The organism is Campylobacteraceae bacterium (genome assembly GCA_013215945.1).
In the GTDB taxonomy this organism is placed as follows: Bacteria; Campylobacterota; Campylobacteria; order Campylobacterales; family Arcobacteraceae; genus NORP36.
Map to the genome: position 1 here is coordinate 81,965 of JABSOM010000011.1, position 25,411 is coordinate 107,375.

At 29.1% G+C, this 25,411-nt stretch carries 27 protein-coding genes; 22 read left to right on the top strand and 5 right to left on the bottom strand.

Going from position 1 to position 25,411, the window contains the following annotated elements:
• The first annotated feature begins 146 nt into the window (after positions 1–146).
• The 3 genes from HRT41_11965 to HRT41_11975 are packed head-to-tail and all read left to right on the top strand — an operon-like array spanning position 147 to position 3,107.
• Positions 147–992, top strand: coding sequence for a putative selenate ABC transporter substrate-binding protein (locus tag HRT41_11965; protein NQY24737.1), 846 nt, complete (start codon positions 147–149; stop codon positions 990–992).
• A complete protein-coding gene (locus HRT41_11970) occupies positions 992–1,651 on the top strand; it encodes an ATP-binding cassette domain-containing protein (protein NQY24738.1) in 660 nt (219 codons plus the stop codon). Before HRT41_11965 ends, HRT41_11970 begins: the two co-directional genes overlap by 1 nt.
• On the top strand, positions 1,638–3,107 hold the full coding sequence (locus HRT41_11975) for an ABC transporter permease (GenBank protein NQY24739.1): 1,470 nt from the start codon (positions 1,638–1,640) through the stop codon (positions 3,105–3,107). The genes HRT41_11970 and HRT41_11975 overlap by 14 nt, the downstream gene beginning before the upstream one ends.
• Before the next feature lie 2 nt (positions 3,108–3,109).
• On the opposite strand, the gene HRT41_11980 is transcribed toward HRT41_11975, so the two are convergent.
• Genes HRT41_11980 through HRT41_11990 form a run of 3 tightly spaced genes read right to left on the bottom strand, consistent with a single transcriptional unit; the run spans position 3,110 to position 6,496 of the window.
• A complete protein-coding gene (locus HRT41_11980; GenBank protein ID NQY24740.1) occupies positions 3,110–3,778 on the bottom strand; it encodes a response regulator in 669 nt (222 codons plus the stop codon).
• Entirely contained in the window at positions 3,771–5,360 is a 1,590-nt protein-coding gene (locus tag HRT41_11985) for a HAMP domain-containing histidine kinase (GenBank protein NQY24741.1), read from the bottom strand. Before HRT41_11985 ends, HRT41_11980 begins: the two co-directional genes overlap by 8 nt.
• Positions 5,360–6,496, bottom strand: coding sequence for an ABC transporter substrate-binding protein (locus HRT41_11990; GenBank protein NQY24742.1), 1,137 nt, complete (start codon positions 6,494–6,496; stop codon positions 5,360–5,362). The genes HRT41_11985 and HRT41_11990 overlap by 1 nt, the downstream gene beginning before the upstream one ends.
• A 146-nt stretch (positions 6,497–6,642) precedes the next feature.
• On the opposite strand from HRT41_11990, the gene HRT41_11995 reads away from it, so the two are divergent.
• The 16 genes from HRT41_11995 (at position 6,643) to HRT41_12070 (ending at position 21,160) form a co-directional block, all read left to right on the top strand.
• The gene (locus HRT41_11995) at positions 6,643–8,337 is read left to right on the top strand and encodes a 4Fe-4S binding protein (GenBank protein NQY24743.1); all 1,695 of its coding nucleotides are present in this window, start codon (positions 6,643–6,645) and stop codon (positions 8,335–8,337) included.
• Entirely contained in the window at positions 8,324–9,094 is a 771-nt protein-coding gene (locus HRT41_12000) for a molecular chaperone TorD family protein (GenBank protein ID NQY24744.1), read from the top strand. The genes HRT41_11995 and HRT41_12000 overlap by 14 nt, the downstream gene beginning before the upstream one ends.
• 87 nt (positions 9,095–9,181) lie before the next feature.
• The gene (locus HRT41_12005) at positions 9,182–9,394 is read left to right on the top strand and encodes a Tat pathway signal protein (GenBank protein ID NQY24745.1); all 213 of its coding nucleotides are present in this window, start codon (positions 9,182–9,184) and stop codon (positions 9,392–9,394) included.
• A gap of 15 nt (positions 9,395–9,409) precedes the next feature.
• Entirely contained in the window at positions 9,410–9,970 is a 561-nt protein-coding gene (locus HRT41_12010; GenBank protein ID NQY24746.1) for a molybdopterin-dependent oxidoreductase, read from the top strand.
• 48 nt (positions 9,971–10,018) lie between these two features.
• Positions 10,019–12,241 carry a formate dehydrogenase subunit alpha gene (locus HRT41_12015; GenBank protein NQY24747.1) on the top strand — a complete coding sequence of 741 codons (2,223 nt, stop codon included), beginning with the start codon at positions 10,019–10,021 and terminating at the stop codon, positions 12,239–12,241.
• Positions 12,242–12,250: 9 nt separating this feature from the next.
• Positions 12,251–12,868 carry a 4Fe-4S dicluster domain-containing protein gene (locus tag HRT41_12020; protein ID NQY24748.1) on the top strand — a complete coding sequence of 206 codons (618 nt, stop codon included), beginning with the start codon at positions 12,251–12,253 and terminating at the stop codon, positions 12,866–12,868.
• A 187-nt stretch (positions 12,869–13,055) separates the two neighbouring features.
• The gene (locus HRT41_12025) at positions 13,056–13,817 is read left to right on the top strand and encodes a cytochrome b/b6 domain-containing protein (protein ID NQY24749.1); all 762 of its coding nucleotides are present in this window, start codon (positions 13,056–13,058) and stop codon (positions 13,815–13,817) included.
• Between the two features lie 126 nt (positions 13,818–13,943).
• Positions 13,944–14,732 carry a formate dehydrogenase accessory sulfurtransferase FdhD gene (fdhD, locus tag HRT41_12030; GenBank protein NQY24750.1) on the top strand — a complete coding sequence of 263 codons (789 nt, stop codon included), beginning with the start codon at positions 13,944–13,946 and terminating at the stop codon, positions 14,730–14,732.
• Positions 14,725–15,123: a ModE family transcriptional regulator gene (locus tag HRT41_12035; protein ID NQY24751.1), complete on the top strand. Its 399-nt coding sequence runs from the start codon at positions 14,725–14,727 to the stop codon at positions 15,121–15,123. Before fdhD ends, HRT41_12035 begins: the two co-directional genes overlap by 8 nt.
• A complete protein-coding gene (locus HRT41_12040) occupies positions 15,107–15,478 on the top strand; it encodes a LysR family transcriptional regulator (protein ID NQY24752.1) in 372 nt (123 codons plus the stop codon). Before HRT41_12035 ends, HRT41_12040 begins: the two co-directional genes overlap by 17 nt.
• Entirely contained in the window at positions 15,471–16,445 is a 975-nt protein-coding gene (locus HRT41_12045) for a cysteine desulfurase (GenBank protein ID NQY24753.1), read from the top strand. Before HRT41_12040 ends, HRT41_12045 begins: the two co-directional genes overlap by 8 nt.
• Positions 16,441–17,667, top strand: a complete 1,227-nt coding sequence (locus tag HRT41_12050; protein ID NQY24754.1) for a molybdopterin molybdotransferase MoeA — start codon at positions 16,441–16,443, stop codon at positions 17,665–17,667. Before HRT41_12045 ends, HRT41_12050 begins: the two co-directional genes overlap by 5 nt.
• Before the next feature lie 10 nt (positions 17,668–17,677).
• On the top strand, positions 17,678–18,505 hold the full coding sequence (locus HRT41_12055; GenBank protein ID NQY24755.1) for a substrate-binding domain-containing protein: 828 nt from the start codon (positions 17,678–17,680) through the stop codon (positions 18,503–18,505).
• Between the two features lie 21 nt (positions 18,506–18,526).
• The gene (locus HRT41_12060) at positions 18,527–19,222 is read left to right on the top strand and encodes an ABC transporter permease (protein ID NQY24756.1); all 696 of its coding nucleotides are present in this window, start codon (positions 18,527–18,529) and stop codon (positions 19,220–19,222) included.
• On the top strand, positions 19,219–20,241 hold the full coding sequence (locus HRT41_12065) for an energy-coupling factor ABC transporter ATP-binding protein (protein NQY24757.1): 1,023 nt from the start codon (positions 19,219–19,221) through the stop codon (positions 20,239–20,241). Before HRT41_12060 ends, HRT41_12065 begins: the two co-directional genes overlap by 4 nt.
• Positions 20,242–20,296: 55 nt before the next feature.
• Positions 20,297–21,160: a hypothetical protein gene (locus tag HRT41_12070; GenBank protein ID NQY24758.1), complete on the top strand. Its 864-nt coding sequence runs from the start codon at positions 20,297–20,299 to the stop codon at positions 21,158–21,160.
• Positions 21,161–21,186: 26 nt separating this feature from the next.
• Here HRT41_12070 and trpB read toward each other — a convergent pair whose 3' ends face one another.
• A complete protein-coding gene (gene trpB / locus HRT41_12075) occupies positions 21,187–22,404 on the bottom strand; it encodes a tryptophan synthase subunit beta (GenBank protein NQY24759.1) in 1,218 nt (405 codons plus the stop codon).
• A 249-nt stretch (positions 22,405–22,653) separates the two neighbouring features.
• On the opposite strand from trpB, the gene HRT41_12080 reads away from it, so the two are divergent.
• Together HRT41_12080 and HRT41_12085 are read left to right on the top strand one after the other, a co-directional pair.
• Positions 22,654–22,992, top strand: a complete 339-nt coding sequence (locus HRT41_12080) for a hypothetical protein (GenBank protein ID NQY24760.1) — start codon at positions 22,654–22,656, stop codon at positions 22,990–22,992.
• Between the two features lie 176 nt (positions 22,993–23,168).
• Positions 23,169–23,867, top strand: coding sequence for an alpha/beta hydrolase (locus HRT41_12085; GenBank protein NQY24761.1), 699 nt, complete (start codon positions 23,169–23,171; stop codon positions 23,865–23,867).
• Positions 23,868–23,870: 3 nt separating this feature from the next.
• On the opposite strand, the gene HRT41_12090 is transcribed toward HRT41_12085, so the two are convergent.
• Positions 23,871–24,617, bottom strand: coding sequence for an SdiA-regulated domain-containing protein (locus HRT41_12090; GenBank protein ID NQY24762.1), 747 nt, complete (start codon positions 24,615–24,617; stop codon positions 23,871–23,873).
• Positions 24,618–24,988: 371 nt separating this feature from the next.
• Here HRT41_12090 and HRT41_12095 point away from each other — a divergent pair, with 371 nt between their 5' ends.
• Entirely contained in the window at positions 24,989–25,351 is a 363-nt protein-coding gene (locus tag HRT41_12095) for a histidine biosynthesis protein HisIE (protein NQY24763.1), read from the top strand.
• The last annotated feature ends 60 nt before the right edge of the window (positions 25,352–25,411 follow it).

The following is a 25,411-nucleotide window of genomic DNA, read 5'->3' on the forward strand; positions in this document are numbered from 1 at the left end:
ATTTAAGCACTGCTTAATTTACTTTACTTTATTATTACGTAATTATAATTAATTAATTTTAATTAAAAGCAATAAGCTAAGGTTTAGCTTGGACATAATAAGACTTTTACTTTTATGACTCGTGCTTCAAACTATTTGGAGTTTTTATGAACAGAATACTAATAGCACTTGTATGTGCAACTACCCTTATATTTTCTAATACCTTTTATTTTACAGCTATTCCTGATCAAGATGAGAGTAAATTAGAACTTCGTTTTTCCTTATTAGCCAATTATTTAAGCAAAGCACTGGATTTAGAAGTTAAATTTATTCCTGTTAAATCTTACAGCGCAAGTATCGCAGCTTTTAGAAATAATCAAGTTCAACTTGCTTGGTTTGGAGGCTTATCCGGAGTACGTGCAAGATTACTTGTTCCTGATTCACTTGTATTAGCTCAAGGTTATGAAGATCCCAATTTTAAGACATATTTTATTGCCAACAAAAATCTGAAAATAACAAAATCTTCTACATTAAGTTCAAAAATTAAAAATCAAAGTTTTACTTTTGGTTCCAAAGGTTCTACTTCTGGGCGTTTAATGCCTGAATATTTTCTTAGAGAGCATTTCAAAAAAGCACCTTCTTCCCTTTTTTCTAAAGTTGGATATTCAGGTTCTCATACAAAAACCATTGCATTGGTTCAAAGTGGAGCTTATAAAATTGGTGCAGTTAATTTTAAAGTATGGTTAAGAGAATTAGAACTTGGTAATATAGATTTATCAAAAGTGGATGTTATTTGGGAAACACCTACTTATGCTGATTATCAATTTACGGCAAGAGGGGATTTGGATAAAACGTATGGAAAAGGTTTTACAAAAAAATTAGCAGCTGTGCTTATTAATATAAAAGACAAAAACATTCTTAACGCTTTTCCAAGAAAATCCTTTATAAAAGCACAAAATAGCGATTTTGATGCTATTTTAGAAGTAGGAAAAAAAATAGGACTTATTGATTAATGGCATTTTCTTTAGAAGGTGAAAATCTTTCGTATTCTAATAATCTTATTTTAAAAAATATTAATTTAAAAATTAATAAGGGAGAAAAACTTGCGCTTTTAGGTAAAAGTGGTTCAGGAAAATCTACGTTGATAAAACATCTTTTTGAACAACAAAAAAACAATGTGTCTTATATTCCGCAAGATTTATCTTTGATAAATAAACTAAGTGTTTTTCACAATATATTTATGTCAAAACTAGATGAACATTCAAGTATTTATAATTTAATAAATTTATTTTTTCCTTTTAAAAAAGACGTAAGAGAAATAAAAGTACTTTTAAAAGAGTTAGATTTAGAAGATAAGATTTTTGAAAGTGTTTCTTCTCTTTCAGGAGGAGAGAAACAAAGAGTTGCAATATTAAGAGCAAAATTTAATGCAAAAGAAATTTTATTGGCAGATGAACCGGTTTCTTCATTGGATGAATATTTGGCACAAAAAGTACTAGAAGATTTTCTTAGTACTTATGATACTGTTATTTGTACCCTTCATAATGTTTCTTATGCTATTAAATATTTTGATAGGGTAATTGGCTTAAAAGATGGAGAAATTATCATTAATAAAGCCTGCTGCGAATTAAGTAATGATGATAGGAATACCTTATATTATGCATGTGAGTAAGAATTTAAAAGTAACTTTTGTTTTTTGTTTTTTGGCTTTTATCTCTTTTGTATTTTCTGATTTTTCCATTTCTTCATTAGAACCAATGTTAGAACTTAAGAAGTTCTCACTTGCTCTATTTGAAATAGATCTCTCTACTCTTCCTGGCTTATTTCCAGCTATTCTAAGAACAGTTTGTATTGCTGTTTTGGCTTTATTCTTTTCCTCTTTTTTTGGTTTTATTTTGGCTTTGTTTTATGAAAATACATTTTTACGTACTTTGTTATCTTTTATACGAGCAATTCATGAGCTATTTTGGGCTCTTATTTTTCTTCAAATTTTTGGACTCAACGTATTAACCGCACTCCTAGCACTTATTTTACCTTTTTCTGCAATATTTGCAAAAGTATATTTTGAAATTTTAGAAGAGCATGATGTATTTGATAAACAGTTACGAGGAAAGAATAAACTTTCTTATTATTTTTATTCTAAAATTCCAGATGCTTTTTCACATTTATTGTCTTATACTTTATACCGTTTTGAATGTGCTTTGCGATCCTCTGCTATTTTAGGTTTTGTAGGTATTACTACCTTGGGCTATTATTTATCTTCTTCTTTTAATCAAGCTTATTATAATGAAGTTTGGCTCTTACTTCTCATGTTTTATGCGCTAATTGCTAGTATTAAATTATGGTTTAATAAATACAGTTTTATTTTTCTTTTCTTCTTTTCTTTTTATTATTTGGATGATTTTGGTTCTTTATCTTTAGAAAATTTATGGAGGTTTATAAGCATTGATATTATTCCTTATCCTATTAAAGCATCGCTTTCTTTAGAAGAAGGAAGTTTATGGTTTTATAGGTTTTTTAGCAATGAAATACTGCCTGGTTTGTTTAATACTATTTTATTAACACAAGTTGCTTTGGTTTTAACAGGGACAATGACTTTACTTGTTTTTCCTTTTATTTCTTATAAGTTTAGTAATATTTATGTTAGGTTTTTGTCTCATATTGTATTGATTATTTTTAGAAGCTCCCCTGAGTATATTTTGGCATATTTGTTCTTACAGATATTTGGTCCTTCCTTTTTACCAGCTGCGCTTGCTCTTATGCTTCATAATGGTTCCATTATTGCTTTTTTATTAGGAAAACAAGCCAATGCCTTAGAATATAGAATGGACTTTTCTAAACAAAAGGTTTCTTTATATGCTTATGAAACCTTACCAAGACTCTATTCTTCTTTTTTATCGTTTTTATTTTACCGTTGGGAGATTATAATGAGAGAAAGTGCCATTTTAGGGATGTTAGGTATTGCTACTTTGGGTTTTTTTATTGACTCTGCTATTGCAGATTTTAGATTAGATAAGATGATGATGTTATTAGTACTTACTGCTTTTTTAAATATCTTAATTGATAATATTTCTAAAAGGGTAAGTACTTATTTAAAAAGTGATACTAAAATTAAAACATGTTCTTAATATCATCTTTCTAAAGAATTAAGTGCTTCTTCATCAAAAAAATATGTTTTGTGTGCTGTTTTATTTAAAATATTTTTAGCAGATAAATCTTTAAATAATTTGATCAAGGTTGGTTTGGAAACAGATATTTTTTCCATAATTTCAGAATAAGAAGTAAAAAGCTGATTTTTATCATCCAAGTTAGCAATCATATATTTAATGATTTCTACTTGTTTTGAATCGGTAATTGCTGAAATGGTTTTTATTACATTAATGTTTTTTCTGAGTTCTTTTTCTTGAATTTGTGGTAATAAAATATCATGTAAGGTATTTAATAACTCTTTTACATTAATGGGTTTTACAATGTAATGATCAATTTTTAGTTTAATGGCTTCTAATAAGTACTTCGTATCTGTATGTGCTGTTGCCAAAATTGAAGGTATAAATATTTTTTTGTTTTCTTGTAAATCTTTTAAAAAATCAATACCATTTTCATTTTCTAAAAGAATATCACAAATAATAATATCTACAGTATAATAATTAATTATCTCTAGTGCTTCAAGGGACGTATTAACGGCATATACTTCTTTTGCAAAATCATCTAAAATATCTTTTGTGTGTTTTAATAAACTTTTATCATCTTCTATATATAAAATATTAAATTGATTTAATATGTTTAAATTTCTATTCATCTTTTGCCTTTACTATTGGAATGGCTATAATAAAAAGTGCACAGTCTTCAAAAATAGTTTTATTAATATTATAATAAACATTTTTGCACTTTATATTACCATTCATATGTTTTTCAATTATTTGTTTTGACATATACAATCCTATTCCTGTTCCTGCACTTTTATATTTAGTAGTGTAATACGGATCAAAAATATGAGGTAAAGCTTCTTGTTTGATGCCTCCACCATTATCGTATATTTTTATTACTATAAAATTGTTTTGACATTTTAATACGATTTTGATTAATTTATTATTTGATTTGTTTTTTAATGCATCTTTTGAGTTAGAAATCATATTTAAAAGTACATGTGAGAGTTCATTGTAAAAACCATAAGTAGATAATTCTTCTTTAATTATTAAACTTACTACTATTTTTTCTTGATCTAAAATATACTTTGCTAAACTAAGTGAGTGATTAATACAGTCTGAAATTTGAAATAAAGACTTTTCTTTATTGGGTTTAAAGTAGTTTTGGAAGTCTTCTAGGGTATTTGACATGTTTTGTGACAATAGTATGGCATCGTTTACTTTTTCATCCATATACTCTTGCGTGAGTTTACCTAAAGACATTTTTACTTGAAAGGATTGAACAATCATTAAAATAGAACTTAGTGGTTGTCTCCATTGATGTGCAATATTAGAAATCATTTCTCCTAAAGAAGCTAGTTTTGCTTGTTGAAACATAATAATGTCTTTTTTTCTTGAGTTAAGTACTTCTGTTTTAACTTTATTGGCCAAGGTATCATTTAGTTTTAGTAACTCTTTTGTTTTATCTTCTATGGCTGCTTCTAATATATAGTGTGAGATTCTAAAATTATTAATAATTATTATTGAGAGTAAAATGCAGAATAAAAAAACCAAAAAAATGGATATATTTAGAATATTACTTAGTATATTAAATACTTCTTGTGTTTGTATTTTTTCATCAATGGCTAAATTTAAATCATAATTGGTTAAATTGGTCAAATAAATATTAATAGAATTTATATCAAAGTTAATTTTATCAATTAATAATATAGCTTCATCTTTATTTTTTTGTGAAAATAAAATATAAATAGTATTTATTTTTTGATTAATTAGTACAATTTTCCTATCAATATTTTTAATGATATTGTGTTGTAGTTTTTCATTATGTGTTGCTCTTGTATTAAGTGCAAGTTTTTTAATCAGCTCAGTTATAAAAAAGGAGTCTTCACTTTTGATTAAGGATGTTTTTTTATAAGATAACCAATTCTTATTAATAAGCTGTTGTCCTAATACAATAACGTCTCTTGATTGAGCAATGGTGATATTCTTGTGCTGTACATCGTATAAGGTATCATAAATGTTAATAGCAAAAGTATCTTTAATTATTTCTAGTTTTATAATGGGTTTGGTTCTTTTTTCAAATAAAAAATCGAAATCATTTTTTAAAGCATACATGGATATCTGAGATAAAAGAATAATAGTAAACATTCCCCCCGCAATAACAAAAATTAAAAAAGATGTTTTATAAGAAAAGGGTATTTTCTCATAAAAGTTAAATAGCTTATTTATCTGCATTAGAGTATCTCTTTGAAGCTATTATTTTTGTACTCGTATAAGTAGAGGTTATTTTGAATCTGTGTGTCTTTATAATCGTTTGGTAAACCTTCTAAAAAACCTTTGGGTAGGGTTTTTAATTGCTCTAAAAAACTGCTTCGTGTTATGCTTCCTTTTATATTTTGTAAGGCCCTAACTATTGCTTTAGCTGCTAAAAAACTCTCTAATGATACAAAACCCAAGTCTTGTTTTGGAAAATATTTAAACATTAATTTTTTATATTCATTAATAACTGAAATATTCGCACTTCCATAATAAGGAACAACAGAAGAAAAAAGTAAATTTTCACTTTCGTAGTTTAATTCTTTTATCATTTCATTGGCATCACCAAAAGATATATTACAAAAGATGGTATCTTTAAAAACAGGATCTTTTTTTGCTTTTTTAATAAACAAAGCATTTGCTTTATAGGCACCAACCATAATAATTGCCTCTGGTTTTCCTTTTTTTATTTCATAAAAAGCATGTTTAATGGATAAAGTATTTCTTTTATAAGTACCTTCTGAATTAAGTTTTAATTTTCTTTTCTCCAAAGCTTCCAATAAAGAAACATAACCTTCTTCTCCATAATCATCATTTTGATAAAAAACAGCAATTTTAGTGATTTTCTTTTTTTTGTATAAATACTCAATCAAATTTTCTATTTCTTCTTTATAGGAGGCGCGATAATTTACAATATTAGCTTTATACGTATCTCTTAAAAAAGAAGCGCCTGTAAAAGGCGCAATAAAAGGAATGTTTTCTTTTTCCAAAATAGGTAAAATGCTTTTAACCGTAGGGGTGCCTACAAAACCAAATAAAGAAAAAACATGATCTTCTTCAATTAAGCGGCTTAGATTTTCTTTTGTAAGTTCGGGTTCATATTTATCGTCATAGGTAATAAGTTGTATTTCTTTGTTTTCTAATAAATTATTATCATTGACATAAAAAAAATAAGAACTGGCACCTGTATATACTGCAGAGCCCCAAGCTTTCATGATTCCTGTTTGAGGTACAGATGCACCAAAGAGAATGATTTTATTATTATAGACCTTGTCTCTAAAACCAATATAAAGTAAAAGGATAAAAGCAATAGCAATAAATAAATATTTAAACACGCAGACCTCATTTTATTAAATTATAACACACTTGAGCAAAAGGTAACACTTCTTCTTAGTTTGGTAAAATATTTTTAACTATTTAAGTAAAACGAAAGTTAATACAGTTTAAAATAGGTAAATAATATTTTACCAAAAGGCCAAAGATGTATGAATATGTTTATTATGCAGACAAAGAACTTGATTTTCCTCTCTCTTCTAATATTTTAGTAACTAATTCCAATAAAGAAATAGAAGATGAAGATTTTATTGTATCCAATTCAAAAGATATACATGCACAACACATAGCTTTCGAAATTGATTATTACATCAATCATTCAAAAGATAAAATTGCACAAAAAATTAAGAATATTGAAAAACTCTATGACATATCAGCTTCTCGTTTTGATTTATCAAAAGAGATGTTATATAGCCAAGATGTAGCTAATAAGGTTTTATTGGTTTGTAGTGATGAAGAAAAAAGGGAATTCTTAAAAAAATCCTTACCCGATGAATTTGATTTATTTCATGTTCCTGCAAATATTATTAAAAAAATAACAGGTCATATTGGAAACTTAAGTGTCACTGTTGATGATGATGGAAAAAATGTTGAAATACAAGTGGATCAAATTGTATGGTTTGATGCTTTACAAATTGCTTTAAATCAAAGTGGTACTCAAGATCCAAAGGAGAGCTCCATTGACGATGTTTTGGCAAATTTACGTGAAAATATAAATTTTTATGAATATAAAAAATACACTATTTATGATAAAACGATTTGTCAATACGATGGACGAAGAGAAGAAATATGCTCAAAGTGTGAAGATGTTTGTCCTACCGTTGCAATTACTAAAGACGATGCTACTAAAACCTTGAGTTTTTCACAAATTGATTGTAAAGGCTGTGGAGGTTGTATCTCTGTATGTCCTTCAGGCGCTTTGGAATATGCACCAAGTGGAAGAGATTCTATTTTCGAAATGGCAAAGTTTTTTAAAGGCCATATTCCTTTAATCTTACCTCAAATTATGGAAATAGATACCTTGGATGTTGATTTAAAAGAAAATGTTCTTCCTTTTGTAATTGATGGAGAAAAGTTTTTGCATGAAGGAACTCTTTTAACACTGTTACAAGAATCAGGTTCACAAGTAGTTTTTTATACTTCAATTTTATCAAAAGGAACAAAAGATTCCATTTCTATATTAAATCAAATTTATCAAAAAAAATACGGCTTAGATGCTGTTTTATTAGCTTCTACTAAAGATGAATTGAAAAAAGCCTTAGAAGAAGTACAATTTGTAGAAGGTTCACGTTTTACGTTTAATGAAGATGAGGGAAGAAAAAGAGAACTCTTTGCTATTAGACTTTCACATATTGTAGGAAATGAGGACTTAGGTGAAGTTACCACCGGTGAGCATGTGCATTATGGACAAGTAAAAGTAAATGCTGATAATTGTACTTTATGTTTAGTATGTGTGGGCTCTTGTAATGTAGATGCCCTTCAAGCAGATGCCAGTGATAATACATTAAGAATTAATCCTTCTTTATGTACTTCTTGTGGTTATTGTGAAGTTTCCTGTCCTGAGAGTGATTGTTTAACAATTGAGAGAGATGTCATTAAACTACAACCTGCTTGGTTTAAAGAAAGTATTCTTGCTCAAGATGAACTCTTTGCTTGTGTTGAATGTGGGGTTGATTTCGCAACCGTTAAATCAGTTGAAAAAATAGCTGCAATTATGGGACCTAAATTTGCCCACGATCCAGTAAAAGAGAGAAGTTTATACTGCTGTACAGATTGTAAACCAAAAATCATGATGCAAAGCTTCTATGATAAAAATAAAGGAGCATCCCATGCAAAACAATAACAGTATTAATAAAGCAAGAGCGCTTTATTACAATTTATTTGCCAACTTTTTTGTGGCATCAAAAGAAAGTAAAAATTATTTTGAACTTTTATCTTTAGTGAATACTTTAAAAGAAAATCCAATTGATAAGGGTTCAGGAAGTGCTTTAGAGAATATATCTCTTTTATTAGATCCAAGTTCTAATATTACATTGTTACAAGAATTTGATGATTTATTTCATTCTCCTATGAGTAAAAAAATAAGACAAACGGCTTCTTATTATGATGAAGGGGTTGAATCGGGTAAAAAAAGAGTTGAAATGATTCAATTTATTGCCAAAACAAAAATAAGAAGAGATGAAAAATCTTATTTTGAATATGAAGACTCCATTGGTTTTATTTTTTCAGCTTTGGCTTTTTTAAGCAATGAAATTGCTCAAGGTCAAAAAGAATATGAAAATACAGTGCATTGTATTTTTGAATCTATTTTAAATGAATTTATTGATGATCTTGCTAAAGATATATATGAACATGAAAATGCTCTTATTTATAAAGAGCTGATGGTTGTTTTACATTCTTTTTTAGAATTTGAACGCTTATATTTAGATGTCTCTATTCATATAAGAAAAGCAAAATTTAGAAAAGTAGCACCAAGTGAAAAAATCTTAAGCGAAGATGAAATAAAAAGACGCGCACGTAATAAAGCATTAAGAGAAAAAAATCCAAAAGATGAAGAAGAAACAAAAGACATTGCTTATGATGTAGAAGTAGATATTTAAGCTTTTTAAAGGGGGCTTTATAAAAGAAGTTTTGCTTTTTTTATAAAGTCTCTAAGAAGGGGCTTAATTTCTATAAGGAGGTCAGTCATGCAAAAAAGCAGAAGAGAGTTCGCAAAAACTGCTGCATTGATTACTGCTGGAGCTGCTGTTGCAGGTACTACAGTTATGGCTGCTACAAATAAGGGAGCATCGGTTCAAGATGCTAATAATAATGGTGTTGTTGTAGGTAGTTCTAGAAAAAAAGAAATACTCTACAAGAAAACAGCGGCTTGGGAAGAATTCTACAAGTTCGCAAAATAGTATAGGAGAGAATGTATGTCAGCAAATACATATGAAGCTCTAAATGCAAAAGTGGGAAGACGTTCATTTTTAAAAATGAGTGCCGTTGCCGCAGCATTTGGAGTTACTAATTCTTTTGCTAGTACTAACGCAACAAGAGCTGCAACACAAGAAGAGATTAAAAATCCTTTTCCTGGGTCCAAATTAATTAAAACAATTTGTACCGCATGTTCAGTAGGGTGTGGAGTAATAGCAGAAGTTCAAAATGGAGTGTGGGTTAGACAAGAAGTAGCCCAAGATCATCCAATTTCACTTGGTGGTCACTGTTGTAAGGGTGCGGATATGATTGATATGGTTCGATCAGAAGTAAGACTTAAGCACCCAATGGTAAAACAAAATGGAAAATGGAAAAGAATTTCTTGGGATGAAGCAATGAAAGGTATTGCCTCTAAACTTGAAAATCTTAGACAAACATCGGGACCTGATTCAACAATGTTTTTAGGCTCAGCAAAATTTGGTACAGAACAAGCATATTATTTTAGAAAATTAGCTGCAATGTTTGGTACAAATAATATAGATCACCAAGCTAGAATTTGACATAGCTCAACAGTTGCCGGTGTGGCAAATACATGGGGTTATGGTGCTATGACAAATTCTTTAGGGGATATACAAAACGCAAAAGCTATTATTATATTTGGAGCAAATCCTGCGGTTAATCACCCAGTTGGATTCCAACATTTTTTAAAAGCAAAAGAGAGAAATAATGCAAAAATAATTGTAGTAGATCCTAGGTTTACTAAAACAGCTGCAAAAGCGGATTATTATGCACAAATCAGACCAGGTACTGATATTCCTTTTATGTATGGAATGTTAAATATTATTTTTGAAAATGGTTGGCATGATGAAGGTTTTATAAACGATCGTGTTTATGGAATGAAAGATGTAATGAAAGAAGCCAAAAATTGGCCACTTGATAAAGTTGCTGATGTAACGGGTGTTGATGCTTCTTTAATTTTACAAATTACAAAACTTTATGCTAATAATTCTCCTGGAACATTAATTTGGGCTATGGGATTAACGCAACATTCAAATGGTTCTTCTAATACTAGACTTGCTCCTATTTTGCAACTTGCTTTAGGAAATTTAGGTATTGAAGGTGGAGGTACTAATATTTTAAGAGGTCATGATAATGTTCAAGGGGCTACTGATATGTGTTGTTTATCACATACTTTACCTGGATATTATGGTTTAAGTGACGGTTCTTGGAAATATTTTGCTAAATCATGGGGTGTTGATTACGAATGGTTAAAAGGAAGATTTAAAGATCCTTCTTGGATGAATAAAAAAGGGTTTACACTTTCACGTTGGTGGTCAGGAGTTCTAGCTGGAAATCCAGGCGAAGATGCTATTCATAATGCAGGTACAAATTTAAAAGCTATTTTTGTTATGGGAAATGGAATTACATCTACTGCTCAAACAAAAAAAGTAAAAGAAGCTTTAGACAATCTTGAATTGGCTGTATTTTGTGATCCTTTTGTAAATGAAGGTGCCATTATTACAGACAAACAAAATGATGTTTATATTTTACCAGCTGCTACGCAGTTTGAAACTTCTGGAAGTGTAACTGCTACTAATAGAGCAGCACAGTGGAGAAGTGAAGTTATAAAACCTATGTATGAATCTAAAACGGATCAAGACATTATGTTTTTATTGGCAAAAGAACTTGGATTTTATGATGAATTAACTGCCGGTATGAAGATAAAAGAAAATAAAAAAGACTTTAAATGGCCAGAAGATGCAACAGATGAAATTGCAAGAATCATTAAAACTATTGGTTTAACAGGATGGACTGCTAAAAGATTAAAAGCACACCAAGAGAACTGGCATATGTTTGATGAAGTATCTGGACGTGGATATGGACCTATGAAGGGCGAATACTACGGTTTACCTTGGCCTTGTTGGACTGAATCACATTCTGGAAGCCCAATTTTATACAATATTAACAGATCTGTTAAAGATGGTGGAATGGGATTTAGAAACAGATTTGGACTTGAGCATGATGGCGAAGATTTATTAGCCGGTGTGGGATCTGCTCCTAAAGGCTCTGCAAATAAAGATGGATACCCAGAAATCACAAGAGACAATATCGAAGAAGTCTTAGGTATTAAATTAAGTGAAGCAGAGAAAAAAGCAATTGGTAAAAACTGGAAAGTTGATACTTCAAATATTATTGCTAAAAAATGTATGGAACAAGGAATGGCTCCTTATGGAAATGCGAAAGCAAGAGCCAAAGTATGGACCTTTGCTGATCCAATTCCACTTCATAGAGAACCTCTTCATTCTCCAAGACCGGATCTTGTTGCTAAGTATCCAAGTTTTGCAGATAAAAAGAATCACTATAGAGTAGATACAAGATATACCTCAGAGCAAACAAAAGAAAATTGGGCTGAAAAATTTCCTATTAACTTAGTTACTGGACGCTTGGTAAATCTAAATGGAGCAGGGATGGAAAACAGAGCAAGTAAATATCTTGCTAAATTAAGTCCTGATATGTTTTGTGATATTAATCCTGATTTAGCGGCAGAGCATGGCATTAGAGATGGTTCAATGATGTGGATTCATTCCCCTCAAGGAACTAAAATTAAAGTCAAAGCGAAATATTCGCACTCAGTATCAAGTGATAGAATTTTTATTCCTATTCATTTTGCAGGAGTTATGGAAGGTGTGGATCTTTCTCATAAGTATCCAGAAGGAACAGCACCTTATGCGATTGGGGAAAGTGCTAATACTGTTACTAACTACGGTTATGACATTGTTACTCAAATACCTGAAACAAAAGGTGGCTTGTGCCGAATTGAAAGCGCTTAGGAGGATAATATGAGTGATAATACGAAACCTGATTTCGCCAGAATGAAATTTTACTGTGACGAAAACAGATGTATCCATTGTGATGGATGTTCTGTTGCTTGTGCGGAAGCACATGAGTTACCTGTTGAAATTTCAAGAAGAAAAGTTGTTACAGTTAATGAGGGAATCCAAGGAATGGAATTTTCTTTATCTGTAGCTTGTATGCATTGTACAGATGCCCCTTGTGAAGAGGTGTGTCCAGTTGATTGTTTCTATATTAGAGATGATGGAATTGTTTTACATGATAAAGATAAATGTATTGGTTGTTCTTATTGTTTATATGCCTGCCCTTTTGGCGCACCTCAATTTCCATCTAATGGAGCTTTTGGTACTAAAGGTGTAATGGACAAATGTACTATGTGTGCAGGTGGTCCTGATGATACAAACAGTGCACATGAGAGAGAATTATATGGACAAAATAGAATTGCAGAAGGAAAAGTTCCTGTATGTGCATCTATGTGTTCAACAAAAGCCTTATTAGTAGGAGATGCTGAATCTGTTGCTAATATTTACAGAGAACGAGTAATCTCTTTTGGTCACGGAGTACAATCAATGCCTTACGGTTGGGATAAAGCGTATGGAAACTAAAAGTTTTTTTAGTGAGTATAAAGCCTATATTATAATAGGTTTTATATTTGCTCTTCTTACTTATTGGTACTTTTTTCTAGCAACTATTGCTAACTTAGATTATGTATTTAAGTTTTTAATACTGATAGCCCAAGGAGATATTTCTGGAAATGTGATTCCCATATCGGAACTTACACGTTTAGAACAAATGGAAGTTGCTTTATATGGACCTAATTATGGAGCAATTGCACCTGAAGTTATTAGAGCTTTTGAAGAAAGACAACACCTTTTACCCATTGTTTTCTTAGTAGAATTTTTTCTATTTTTAGGAATGTTCATACTTGCAAAAGGAAGAAAACAAGCAAAGATTACAAGACATGATGACAAGGTACAAGTGTATTCTGTTTTTCAACGTTTGGTAATTTTATTAAATATTGTGATTATGATTTATTTATTCATTACTGGTTTTTCAATTACTTTTGGAAACTGGACAGGTGGAGGATATATTGCAAGGTTTATGCGAGCATCTCATGAAATAGTTGGAGTAGGATGGATGCCTATTTGGTTAATTATGACGGTAATTGCATTTAAAGATCACAAGTTTTTTTACAGACCCTCTGTGAAAATATGGAATAAAATATTTTTACGTGGAAAATACGAAGCGATGGATAGAATAAATTATTATATGTATGTAGCATTTGGTGCTTTATTAGTACTTTCAGGATTCTTAATTTGGTTTATGGCTCCTGATGCTGCAACACATGCCCAAACGATTCAGTTTAAGCGTTTTATTTTATTTATTCATTTTATGGGATCTGCGATTATTTCGTTCTTTACATTTGAAACAGTGTATTCGTATTTTGTATCGGTAAAAGGTTATCTGCCTGGTGTTATTACAGGAAAACTACCTAGAGAGTATATAGAACAATTTAGACCAGATGTTCTTAAAGAAGAAGACTTAATAAAATAAAGAAAAGAAAAACACTTAGGTGTTTTTCTTTTGGTTTCTTATTATGCTAAAAATGCATAATAAAGCTTTTAAATATGCAAAATTTGCACAATAAACTATCTTGCGAACGTAGTTTAAAGGAAAAATATGGACAACAGTAAATATTTAAAAACAGTAATAATTGATAAACTTATAGAAAATAAAGCCGTAGAATTTGAAGACGTAACTATTGATGAGGTAAGATTGAATTTATATTTAAATGGAGAAAAAACCATTTCCATGATGTGTATTCCAAAAGATCAAGATGCCCATGCTATTGGATACTTAATGAGTGAAAATGTTATTTCTTCCTATAAAGATATTAAAGAAATAAGTGTAAGTAAAGATGGTTTAAGAGTTGATGTTAATGCCAATATTAACCAAGAATCCATACAGAATTTATTTAAAGAAAAAACCTTAACAAGTGGTTGTGGAGGAGGAGTTACTGGAAATGTTGCTGGCTTTTTAGAAATTCCTTTTAACCAAAGCGCTTTTAAAATAAAAGCACAAACCATTCTTGATGAAATAAAGATTTTTTACAAAGACAGTGAACTGTATAACTTAACAGGTTGTGTGCATAAAGCAATGATTTATTTACTGGATGGAACTACTGTTACTGCTGAAGATATAGGACGTCATAATGCTATTGATAAAGCCATAGGTAAATGCATGATGCAAGGTTTAGATACCACAAAATCTGTTTTGTTTGTTTCTGGACGTTTAAGTTCTGAAATGGTTACAAAAGCGGTTATGCATGCAATTCCTATGATAGTTTCACGTACTGCACCTACGTATTTAGGAGTACAAACGGCGCAAAAACATGGTATCACAATGATTGGTTTTGCAAGAGGTAAAAAAATGAATATGTATACTCACCAAGGAAGAATAGATGTCTAGTTTGGATACAAAACAAATGCTTATACTTCAAGATAACTTGGATGAAAATGGACGCTTGAGCTGTTTAAAAGCTTTTAAAGTTGCCAAACTTCTTGGCATAAAAGCAATAAAAATGGCAGATACTTGCAAAAATGAAAATATAAAAATCACATCTTGTGAGTTAGGTGTGTTTGGAAAAATTGCTTTTGAAACCTATGAAGAAGATATTTACAAAAATATTAAACAACATTATAAAAACAATACACAAGTTACTTGTAAAACCTTATGGAAAGAAGCACAAAGTACAAGTTTAAGAAGAGTTGGATCTACGGTGAAAAACTCTGATGTAGACGTGATTTATTGTCAATTGGGTTGTTTTAGAAAGAAGTTGGGTCATGCAAATAAAAGTTAAAACATGGATAGAAGATGAAAAACAAAACCTTATTTTTGGTGGCGGTAAAACTCAAATTTTAAAATATATCGATGAAACAGGAAGTATTTTAGCAGCTTCTAAAATTCTAGGAATGAATTATAAAAAAGCCTGGTCACATATTAAAATATTACAAGAATATATTGAAGATGAATTAGTTATTGTTCAAAAAGGCAGAAACAATGGTGGTACTACCCTAACTCCTAAAGCAAAAGAAATTATTAAAAACTATCAAATACTACAAGATGAAATTAATGTTTATGCACAAGAACGATTTGATGTGATTTTTTTAAATAAAAAAGCTTCCATCGTTTGTAAAAAGGATTCTCATGTATAAACTAAATGTTTTACAATATCCTGTATTAAAAGATATAAATATTGCGTCTTCTTATTCTCTGGCCGCACTTTCTAATAATGAAAATCTAAAGGTTTTATTGGAAGAGTATAAAAACAGATTTTCATTTTCTTCTTTAAATACTTTGCATTTCAGCAAAGAGAGTTTACTTGGCTTTTTATTAGGACTTGATGGGAATATTGCCGTTTCTTTGGGTGAAAGTGAAGCGTTGATAGAAGCTTCTTACGCATATAAAAAACTTGGATTTAACTTAGACTTTATTAATATTAATAAAAATGGGCAGCTTGATTATGAAAGTATTAAAGATAAATATACCTATATATTTGTTTCTTCTTACATTATGGATACGTATGTAAAAGTTGATTTATTAGAAGTTAAAAAGAGAAGCAAAGCGAAAATTATAGGAAATATTTCTGCTACTTTGGACTGCACAAATATCGATATAGCTGTTTTGGATGCGTATAAATTAAGTGGATATGCCAGTTCTTCTGTTTTATTACATAATGATTTATTAGAAAAACAAGTTCTTGGCGAAATTGATATCATATCTCTACAAAATATTATCAAAACACAGGCTTTTTCTTATGAAAAAGAAAACAAAAGCATGTTTATCAAGGCTTTAAAAAAGGAATTAAAAGATGATTTTTTCTTTTTTGTTGATCCTTCTTTAAGTTTAGAGAATACACTGCATTTTGGACTAAAAAATATAAAAGCACGAGAAATTATACGTGCTCTCGCTTTATATGATATTTTTACCTCTAATGGAGAAGGTTGTTCGTTGGGATTAATGAAACCTTCCCGTATTCTGCAAGAAATGTACTACAGCGAAAATGAATCCAGACAAGCACTTAGTTTTTCTTTTACAAGTATTTTTAGCAAAGAAGATATTGATTATATTTGTAAAATAATATCAAAAGTTTATAGACAAATAAAGGTTTTAAATGATTAAAAAATATTTAGATTTTGAAGAAGCAATAAAAATTTCTTTAGAAATGGCAGAAATAAATACCTTTGAAGAAATAATTTCTTTAGAAAATTCTTTAGGCCGTGTTATATCCCAAGATATTATTTGTCAAAAAAACCTGCCTTCTTTTAATAATTCTGCGATGGATGGTTTTGCAATAAAATTTTGTGAAGCTTCAAATACTCTTTTAATAAAAGAAACTATTTTTGCAGGACAAAACAGTAAAAAAGAGTTAAAAGAAAATGAATGTTATAAAATAATGACAGGGGCCAAAGTTCCTAATGATGCAGATACAATCGTTCCCATTGAAGATGTTCTTGTAATAAATAACAGCATAAAAATAAAAAAGGAAATAAAAAAAGGAAGTTGTTTACGATTAAAAGGTGAAGAACAAAAAGTTGGCAATATTTTGTATAAAAAAGGGGAAAGTATTACTGCTTCAATGGTCGCAGTTCTAGCTTCTCAAGGTATGATTATGATTAAAGTTATTAAAACATTGAGTATTGCTATTGTTTCAACTGGGGATGAAATTAAAGAACCTTGGGAGCATGCAAGTGAAGATGAAATATACAATTGTAATTCTTTTGCTCTTCTTTGCCAGCTTAAAGAAAAAGGTTTTTCTGCAACATATACCGGAGTCATTCCTGATAATCTTGAAGAATCAGAAAAATTTATTAAGAATTTAAAATCTTATGATGTAATTATTACCAGTGGGGGTATTTCTATGGGAGATGCCGATTTTGTGGGACAAGCATTTTTAAACAATGGACTTGAGATATTTTTTCATGGAGTGAATGTAAAACCTGGTCGTCCTATTATGATGGGAAAACTAAACTCTACTTATGTTATGTGTTTGCCAGGTAATCCTCTTACTGCTATGGTTAATTTACATTTATTTGTTTTACCGGTTTTATATAAATTACAAGGCAACAATAATATTTACCATGATTATGAAAGCGCTGTAAATATAGAAGCGTTTAATGTAAAAAAAGGACGCGTAAATTTGGTCTTAGGAAAGCTTGAAAAATCAGAATTCACAGTAAGCCAAAAAAACAAATATGGTTCAGGAATGATTTCTGTGCTTGGGGAAAGTAATGCAATTCTAGTTTCTGATACAAGCAGTGAACATTTTTTAGCAAACAAAAGTGTTAAGATCATTCGTTTTTCTTGTTCTTTTCTTAATGAACAAATAAATATATTTAATTAAAAGGCTAAAAATGAAAAAAGTTATTACTAATGGGGTGCTTTCACTTACTATCCTTTTCTCTTTAAATACAAATGTAAATGCAAAAGAAAGTTTGATGATGGCAACTACTACTAGTACTGATAATACAGGTCTCTTAGATTATTTAGCACCAAAGTTTGAAAAAGATACAAGTATTAACTTAAAATGGATAGCAACGGGAACTGGAAAAGCACTTAGAATGGGAAAAAATTGTGATGTAGATATTTTATTTGTACACGCCCCTGCATCTGAGAAAAAATTCATTAAACAAGGCTATGGCTTAAACCGTAAACAAGTGATGTACAATGATTTTATTTTAATAGGACCTAAAAATGATCCTGCAAAACTCACAGGTATGAATATAAGTTTGGCTCTAAAAACAATTAAAGAAAAAGAAGTGACATTTTTTTCACGTGGAGATAATTCAGGTACAAATAAAAAAGAAATATCTTTATGGAAAAAAGCGCTTAAAAATGTTCCTGAATCGCAAAAATGGTATATGCAAACAGGACAAGGAATGTTAAGTACTATTAATATGAGCTCACAAATGGGTGGATACACTATGAGCGATAGAGGTACTTGGATTAAGTATATGAGTCAACACAAAAGTGATAATACTATGAAAATAGTTATTGAAGGTTCAAAAGACTTAATTAATCAATACAGTGTTATTAGTATTAATTCCCAAAAATGTTCAAATGCAAAAGAAGAACTTGCTAAAAAGTTTACGCTTTGGATTAACAGTTCCAAAATACAAGGTTTTATAGCCGATTTTAGGTTATTGGGGCAAGCACTTTTTATTCCCAATGCAAATAATTAAAAGTATTTGGAAAAAGATAAAATGAATCTATTTACAGACGGTTTTACTGAAGCTATACACTTATTGCTCGAAGGAGATGACAGCGTTTACTCAGCAATTTATGCAACAATAAGTGTGTCTTCTTTGGCTTTATTAATAAGTTTAATTATTGGTTTACCTCTTGGTTTTATTTTGGGTTATTATTCTTTTCGAGGAAAGATAATACTAAGAACTATGGTGGACACTTTATTGGCTTTGCCTACTGTTGTCATTGGTTTAATTTTATATACTATTTTGTCAAAAAATGGTGTTTTTGGAGATTTTAATTTACTTTTTACCTTAAAAGCTATTGTTATTGGGCAGGTGATTTTATCTTTGCCTATTATTATTGCTTTAACAGCAGCTCAAGTAGAATCTGTGGATAAGCGTTTATATACGTCATTAAAAGGTTTAGGAGCAAAACCTATACAGATATTAAATGCTACATTAATAGAAGCCAGGTTTGGAATTATGACAGCTGCAATTACTGCTTATGGAAGAATAATTACAGAAATTGGAATCTCTATGATGGTGGGCGGTAATATTAAATATCATACAAGAACAGTAACAACAGCAATTGCACTTGAAACAGGTAAGGGCGAGTTTGTAACGGGTTTAGCACTTGGTTTAGTTTTATTTTGTCTTGCACTTATGGTAAATATTGCTTTATCTGTTCTAAAAAGGAAGTGGTCACAATGAAAACACTCTATGATTTGAAAAATATCAAACATTATTATGAGGGTAAAAAAGTATTAGATATAAAAGAATTGATTTTAGAAGAAAATCAAATTATTGGTTTTTTAGGACCCAATGGAAGTGGAAAATCCACACTGTTTTCTTTGCTTTCTTTTGTTTCTAAAGCATCAAAAGGAGAAATAACCTTTGATGGTTTAGATTCTTCTTTATTGGGGCTAGATGCAAAACAAGATATTGTTATTTTACCCCAAAACCCTTATTTATTAAAACGCAGTGTTTTCCAAAACATAGCATATGGTTTAAAAATCAGAAAAAAGTTTGATAATTTAGAAGAACAAGTAAACAATGCACTATCTCTTGTGGGTTTGGATAAATCTTTTTCAAAAAGAAAACACAGTGAACTCTCAGGTGGTGAAGCCCAAAGAGTTGCACTTGCCGCAAGATTAGTATTAAAACCTAAGGTTTTGATTCTTGATGAACCAACAGCAGGAGTAGATACAAATTCAGCCCAATTAATAAAAGAAGCAATATTACTAGCAAAAGAAAAATATAAAAGCACTGTTTTAATATCCAGTCATGATCATAATTGGTTAAACCATATCTCAGATATGAAGGTTGCTTTATTTCAAGGAAAACTGGTGCAAAGTGGCAGCATTAATTTACTCTATGCTCCTTGGGAGAAAAATGAAGAAGGAAATTTGGTTAAAGTTTTTTTAGATGGTCAAAAATTAACTATTCCAAATTCTTCCAAGAAAAAAAGAGATTCAGTGTTAATGATAAACTCCAACAATATCACAATAAATAAAAGCAAAGAATATTTTAAAAAGGATATTTCTTATTTAGAAGGAGTGGTTTCTTCTATAAGAAAAGAAAAAAACGATGAAAAATTTTGGATTGATTTTAGCATTGCTGGCATTGCTTTAAAATTGTCTTTATTAAAAGATGAGTATTTATGTAATTCAATTATGCCAGGTTCTGTTATTGATATACGTATTGATGCAAAAGAGGTTTATTGGATTTAAAATAACTGAAATTTAGTTTATAATTGTTATGATGTAAAATATTTAAAGGATAATTTTGCAATATATTTTATTTTTATTATTTCTTTTTTCTTCCTTAGAATCTGAGGTTCTTAATTTTAATATTGCTATGAGCACAAAAACTTTTTTTAAAGATGAAAAATTTTCAAACTTAGTAATAAAAGTTATTGAAAGCAGCTTTAATAATAAATACAGTGATGTAAAAATTCATATTCTTCCTTATTCAAGTGAAAAAAAAATCATTAGTGATTTTTTTAATGAAAAAATTGAATTAATAATTCTAAGCCCAGAATTCTTTTTTAAAGAAGAACAGAGACTAAAAAAAAACATATCCAAAAAATGGACGGTTAGAATAAATAATGAAAAATATGAGCAATATTATTTAATTACACATAAAGATTCAAATGCAAGTATAAAAAACATAAAAAACTATACTGTTAATTTTAGAGATGGCGTTTTTAGTGCTGAAAAATGGTTTGAAAGTCTTGTTTATGAAGAACATAATAAATCATATTTAAGAGTAATTACTAAACGTGTTTATTTTAAAAAACGTTCAAAGTTAATTTATCAAGCATTTTTTAAAAAAAACATTGTTTCTGTTGTAACTAAAAATGATTTTGATATCTTACTAGAAATTAATCCTCAACTTAAAAAAAATATTAAAATTCTTGAAAAATCTCAAAAAATATATTTGTCTTTATTGGGATTTTCAAGTAAAAAGATGAATAAAAAAAGAGAAGAAACTATCTTTACTCATGTTACTAATATAGATTCAATAATGTCGAATGAACATTATAAGTCATTAACTTCTCTTTCAAAGGTCTATTTATTAAATGACAAGGATTTAAATGAATTACGCATATTTTACAAAAAATACGAGGCTTATGAAAAATACGAATAATAGAAACATTAATACAAAAAAGTGTATTAATGTTTAAAAGAATCAAAAGGGTAGTTCTCAACTACAAAATCAATATCTTTATCCCCTCGACCACTTAGATTTATTAAAATACTTTGATCTTTATCTAAGCTTTTAGCCAGTTTCATAGCATAAGCAACAGCGTGAGCTGATTCTAGGGCTGGAATAATACCTTCTAGTTGTGAGAGTTTATAAAAAGCAGCTATAGCTTCCTCATCATTACAAAGAGCTACTTGGGTTCTTCCTAATTCTTTTAAATACGCTTGTTCTGGACCTACTGAAGGATAATCAATTCCAGAAGCAATTGAATAAACAGGAGCTGGATCTCCTTTTTGATCTTTTAACATGATAGAGTTAAAACCATGCATAATTCCTTCTTCTCCATAAGTTAAAGAGGCTGCGTGCTCTCCTAGTTTTTCTCCTTTTCCAAGAGGCTCAACACCTATTAATTGCACTTCTTCATCTTGGATAAAACCAGCAAAAATACCCATGGCGTTTGATCCTCCACCCACACAAGCAAGAACATGAGAAGGAAGTTTATTTTCTAAACTTAAGAACTGCTCTCTTGCTTCAAAACCAATAATACTTTGAAAATCTCTAACCATCATTGGAAAAGGATGAGGCCCTACTACTGAACCAATACAATAAAGGGCTGTATCTGCTTGTGTTATATAGGATTCAAAAGCAGAATCAACAGCTTCTTTAAGTGTTTTTAATCCATGAGATACTGGAATTATTTTAGCACCTAAAATCTGCATTCTTATAACATTTGGATGTTCTTTTTTCATATCAACTTCACCCATATGAATCTCACATTCCATTCCAAAATAAGCAGCAGCCGTTGCAAGTGCAACTCCATGCTGTCCTGCTCCTGTTTCTGCAATTACTTTTTTCTTACCTAAGTGTTTGGCTAAAATAACTTCTGCCATACAATGGTTTAGTTTATGTGCGCCTGTATGGTTTAAATCTTCTCTTTTTAAATAAATTTTTGCACCATTACATTCTTTAGTAAGATTTTTAGCAAAAGATATAGGAGTAGGTCTTCCTTGATAGTGTTTTCTTACATAAGCAAGTTCTTCAATAAAAGCAGGGGAATGTTTTAAGTGCTCATAAGCACTTTTGATATCTTTAAAAGCCTCTTCTAAAACAGGAGGAAGGTAAGAACCTCCAAATTTACCAAAATAACCTTTTTCATCGGGAGTATTTTTTAAATAGTTTTTAATCATTCTTTCTCCTAAAATTCTTTTTATTATTATAGGTTAATTAGCTTAAAATATGTTATTTGAAAATATTTTACAAATGAGAATAATAATGAATATAAAAAACAATTATAAGGTAATTTATATGTTTAAAAATTCTTTAAAAATAAAGTATAACAAAATAATTTTAAGTTATTTTTTTTTGTTTTATGTAAAATTTATGAACACTACACACAATGTAGCTATTGTTAAACATTATTAATTTTAAGGTATAAAATGAAAGATAGTGTAAATCAACTTATTAATTTAATAGAAGAGGGAAAAGTCATAGAAATATGTAATATATTCTACGATGAAAATGTTTTAATGTTAAACAATGGAATAATTTTTGCACAAAATAAAAAGGAAGCTTATTTAAGATATAAAGTTCTTGAAGTTACCATAAAAGATTTTGATATTGAACTGTGTTCAAAAAAAATTGTGGGTAATGTTTCAGAACTTATTTTTAATTATAAACTAACCAATATAAATGATGTAAAGTACGAATTCGTGGGTAAACATCTTCAAACATGGGAAGATTTAAAAATCATAAGAGAAGAATATATTTCTTTGTAAAATCTTATAATATTCGTATTTTTAAAAATACAATAAAATGATTTTCTCACATCCTACAACAATAATTTAAGCTCTAAAATGTTATTTTTAATATTAAAAACAAAGATGAGACTTATTTAGAGTCCTAATATTTTTTGTGTGCGTTAAAGCACATTATTTCAATATAAAAGAAGAATATGAAAACAAAGATATATTTCCTTCCTGGTTTAATGACAGATGAAAGATTGTGGAAAGAGCTGTTTTGTTTGTTTGATGATTCATATGAACTTATTCATGTAAATATTCCTTTAAAAAGCACCTTTGATGAAATAATAGAGGAGCTGTATTTTAAAGAAGAAAAAATCAATTTACTTGGTTTTTCTTTGGGGGGTTATGTATCTGCTTATTATGCTTGTAAATATCCCCATAGAATTAATAAATTATTCATACTTGCATCTACTCCTTCTTCAATGTACAAAGATGAAATTGTTAAACGTAGTCTTGCTATTGAGTTTACAAAAAAACATGGATTTAAAAACTTGAGTGCGAAAAAAGTCATTTCTTTATTAGAAGAAAAAAACCATAACAATACAAAACTAATTGACTTAGTCCAAAACATGTACAAAGATGCAGGAGCTTATGTATTTGAACTTCAAATGAAAGCTACTTTATTGCGAAAAGATTTATTACAGGACTTACTAGCCTTGAATACTTCAATTTATTTTTTTTATTCAAAACACGACAGGCTCTTAAATCATGATTCTTTGGCTATTTTACAAAAAGAACATAAAAAAGCAAGGTTTATTATTAATAATGGTACCAGTCATATGTTACCACTAGAAGAGCCAAATAAACTTCATATACTTATACTTGAATGGATAAATGAAAAAAGTTAGTTCTTACATTTTAAAGTTTTTATAGACTAAAATTTTTCCTTTATCATCTGCAATATATAAATTTCCTTTCTTATCAAAAGTGATACCTTCTTGCGCATGAGATTTATTAAGTTTCTTTTTTTTGATTATTCTTTTTACTTTAAAGGAATATTGATAGATTGTGCTTTTTTTATCAGATACCAAGTACAAATCACCTTTATAATATGTCAAACCAGAAATATCTTTTAATCCATGATCAAGAATACGAATGATCTTAAGTTTTTTCTTTTTAATAGTATAAGGAAGAATTACAATGACTGAAGCATCTTCTTTAGGATAGGCTATATTTGATTGATTTGAGATGTATACATGTGAATCAATTAAGACGATACCCTCTAAACCTCTTTTTTTATCTTTTTTTAGTAAAAGTTTGTTTTTATATTTTCTTTTTATTGAAATTTCTTTTTTAATGTGAAAATTGTTTCGGTGTACAAGAAGAATATTATCTCTTCCTTCAATGGCAAGAATTAATAAGTCATTTTTAGAATCAAAGCTTATTCCCTCTAAATCGTATGACCCAAGATGTTTTTTTCTTAATATTTTACCTTTAAGGTTTAACTCATATAAAATTCCCTCATCATTAACAACAAAAAGTGTATTTGTCTTTTTTACGTAGGTGATTCCTGATGCTTCTGGAATTAGTGTTAGTACTTTTGCATTTGCACTTAAAAATTGCAAAGAACATAAAAATACCAAAAAAATACTTTTCATTTGATCTCATTTCATTTTTTTATAATTATATAAAAGAAGAGGTAAAGAGTAGATTTTTAATCTTATTTATTAAAACAATAATACATTTGAATCTATAAGTAAAATAAAACATACAATAATAATACAAATGCAAAAACATATAGAAAACAAAAATACTAACAAATTCTGAAACAATACTCCAAATTTAGCCATATTTGACTCCTTGTATCTGTATTGTAAAAGAATAATATGTGTAATTTATGGGAAATATTATTGCAAATTTAAAAAAAATAATTAAAAAGTATTGACAAATGACAATTAAATATATATAATCACCATATAATATTACTTTTATATATAAAAGTAGTGATAAAAACTCAAAGGAAGTCCAAATGGCAAAAATATTAAATAAGAAAAAAGTTGCAAAAATATCTTTAAAAGCAAGCAAAAAAGTAAGCAAAAAAAAGAACCTTAAAAAAGTTGCAAAAAGTGTTATTAAAAAAGTTATTAAAGCAAAACCGACAAAAGTAAAAATGGCAAAAAAAGTTGCTAAAAAAATGGCTAAAAAAGTTGCAAAAAAAGTAAATAAAAAAGCAAGTAAAAAAGTTGTTAAAAAAACGGCTAAAAAAGTAGTTAAAAAAGTTGTAAAAAAAGTAGCTAAAAAACCAGCTAAAAAAGTAGCAAAAAAAGTTATTAGAAAAGTAAATAAAAAAGCTGCAAACAATACTTCAAAAAAAGCTAAAAAATCTGCATAATTAATTGATAAAGAAACAGTAAATCTGTTTCTTTATTAAAAATCTTTCTTCATTTATAAA